The sequence below is a fragment of the Gelidibacter sp. genome (genome assembly GCF_035577925.1).
Classification (GTDB): Bacteria; Bacteroidota; Bacteroidia; order Flavobacteriales; family Flavobacteriaceae; genus Gelidibacter.
In genome coordinates, this window is sequence record NZ_DATJCY010000220.1 from 1 (window position 1) to 1,998 (window position 1,998).

The 1,998-nt window shown below is 39.9% G+C and carries 1 protein-coding gene and 1 pseudogene; both read left to right on the plus strand.

Features of this window, described 5'->3' with window-relative positions:
• Positions 1-174, plus strand: a pseudogene (locus VNJ50_RS08890) (tRNA-binding protein); the annotation flags it as partial.
• 674 nt (positions 175-848) lie between these two features.
• Complete coding sequence (locus VNJ50_RS08895; RefSeq protein ID WP_325581039.1) at positions 849-1,586, plus strand: hypothetical protein; 738 nt, start codon at positions 849-851, stop codon at positions 1,584-1,586.
• Positions 1,587-1,998: the final 412 nt, after the last annotated feature.

Genomic DNA, 1,998 nt, shown 5'->3' on the forward strand with positions numbered 1-1,998 from the left:
CTTTATGCGAAGGAGGATTTGTTGCATCGTCAAATTGTAGCTGTTGTTAATTTTCCAAGAAAGCAGATCGCCACATTTATGAGCGAATGTCTGGTGATGGGCGCCGTAAAAGATAAGGATGTGTGCTTGTTGCGACCGGAAACCAAGGTTAAAAATGGATCTGTTGTGGCTTAAATTATAGCTGATAAAAGACTATAGATGTACAAAGATTTGTGTGCGACAAGGATCGGTTTGGTTTGATACATTGAAAATTGGTTTTGTTTCTGGCTCTAAAGAGTGCCCGATTTTGCCTGATATATTCTTTAGGACGGGATTAAAAATCAAGGGAAAAGCATCTCATATAATTTTTTGATGTATGCCTAGAAGCGTAAAGATGTTATGGAATCACTTTTTTGAAAGGTGATTTTTTTATGCCTTAAAACGAAATGACCATTTTAAAAAAGAGCGCATAGTGTATTTTTTGACCTTTGAGAAGCAATAGAAGTAGGGTGGTTGAGGAATGTGAAAAGGCTTACAAAGAATATTGCCGATATGATTACTAGCTGTAAATGCTGTATAAGAGTCTAAGCAGTACCTAATTGAAGTGGATCTTAGAACGTTATTAAACTGCTTGAATATGGGCTTATCATCGTTATAAAATCGATACAAAATCGTGTTATAGTCGCTGTATAGTCGATATGAACTCGATATAAAGTCGATATAAACTCGGTATATAGTTATTATAACTATTGGAGATGTTAAAATGTGTGCCTCTATTGTGTTTGAAATGCGGTGTTGTTTGGGGGTATTTGAGATTAGGTTAAAATTGACTATTTTTAGGGTGCTTATGGTCTAATATATAGAATGTTATGGCACGACAAAAAGGAATTGTAAAACTGGACGGCACTTTGGGAGGTGTGAATTTCTACAAACGCGAGGGAGAGCATCTTGCAAGAGTTTCGGGTGGTGGTTTTAATAGTGAGAGCATCAAGCGTTCGGCGTTGATGCGGGGCAACAGTAGTGAGATGGGGCTTGCCTCGGTTGTGAACAAGGTATTTAAGCAGTCGTTCAGAAGCTTGTGGCTGGATAAAAACTATGGGAGTGTGCACTACCGGTTGCAGTCGTTGTTTATGGAAATCAAGAATTTGGATGAGGTATCGGTTTTTGGCAAGCGTTGCGTGGCCGAGGGGATGGCTACGGATTATGGCAAGCGTTTGTTAAAGGATTTTAGGTTTCAAGAAGGATCGGGGGTGTTGTTGAGCGGCAAGTTGGCGTTTGATTGGACCACGCCCCGAATGACCGTAAGTGGTTTTGATATGGAACGGATGGAATTGCCAGATGGCGTGGATTTGTTGGGCGTGCAATTGTTGACGGTCTGTTTTGATTTTGAGACTTTGGATTTTTCGTTTCAGTTGAGTGGGCTGTTGGAGCTTTTCAGGGATTTTGGGGATGATCATTTTAGTTTGGAAACGGCACCTCTTAACGCTTCTGATCCTGGGGTGCGCTATGCCATGTTGCGTTTGGCGCACTATCAGCAGGTCAACGGGACGAATTATTTGATGCGCGGTGATGCGGGCATTCGGTATGGGTTTGTGTCGGTGGTTTGAGTTTTTTATTGAAACCAAGGTTGTTTTCTCTATTTGTTAACCACAAGGGAAGTTGTTATAGAACGATGATCATAGACCGGTAGCCGTCCTTTTTGACTTTGATTTTTTTTGAGTTTAAAATACAGTCTTACTTCGATATGTTCTAAAGGAAATCTTGAAAAGGAGGGAGTTGCGCTTCGTATTTTAAATATCCGTAGGGTTTCGCATTTTAAATATCTATGAAGCTATAAAATTGTAAACAATTAATAAATAGCTACATACAGGCTTGGATAACTTAATGGAATTTCGCATATTTGGGAGTTATCGGTCAGTGTAGAAAGCCAACCGCACATTCAAGCACATTTGGTTTTTGCCGACACTCAAAGCCAAAACAAAAAACCGAAAGAGCTTGAATTTTGCCAACGCTCAAAAT

Excerpts from the sequence above, each read along its gene's own strand:
- VNJ50_RS08895 (WP_325581039.1), top strand. The coding sequence starts at position 849 with ATGGCACGACAAAAAGGAATTGTAAAACTGGACGGCACTTTGGGAGGT.